This is a genomic window from Methylopila musalis, from assembly GCF_042679725.1.
GTDB lineage: Bacteria > Pseudomonadota > Alphaproteobacteria > Rhizobiales > Methylopilaceae > Methylopila > Methylopila musalis.
Genome location: NZ_JBHTMX010000455.1, coordinates 1 through 505 on the forward strand (window position 1 = coordinate 1; position 505 = coordinate 505).

General features: G+C 78.0%; 1 protein-coding gene. It reads left to right on the forward strand.

Annotated features, from left to right (window positions below; translation table 11 throughout):
• On the forward strand, positions 1-505 hold a 505-nt coding region (locus ACFQ4O_RS18265; protein ID WP_378777868.1), incomplete at both ends, for an HAD-IC family P-type ATPase.

Genomic DNA, 505 nt, shown 5'->3' on the forward strand with positions numbered 1-505 from the left:
GCGACGGGCGCGGCCCGGCGGCGGCGATGAGGAGGTTCCGGTCGAGGATCTGGCTCAGGGCGACGTGGTGCATGTGCGCCCCGGCGAGCGCTTCCCCGTGGACGGCGTGGTGCGGGAGGGCCGCAGCGAGGCGGACGAGCAGCTGGTGACCGGCGAGAGCCGCCCCGTGCCCAAGGCCGCCGGCGACGCGGTGGTGGCCGGCGCGCTCAACGGGTCGGGCTTTCTGGCGGTGACGGCCACCGCCGTGGGCGAGGACGCCACGCCCGCCCGCATCGGCCGGCTGGTGGCCCGCGCCCAGCTCGCCAAGGCGCCGGTGCAGAAGCTGGTGGACAAGGTGACGGCGGTGTTCGTGCCGGTGGTGGTGGGGCTCGCCGCGCTGACGCTGGTCGGCTGGCTCGTGGCGGGCGGCGACTGGGGCGAGGCGCTGGGCGCCGCGATCGCGGTGCTCGTCATCGCCTGCCCCTGCGCGCTGGGCCTCGCGACCCCGGCCGCGCTGGTGGCGGGC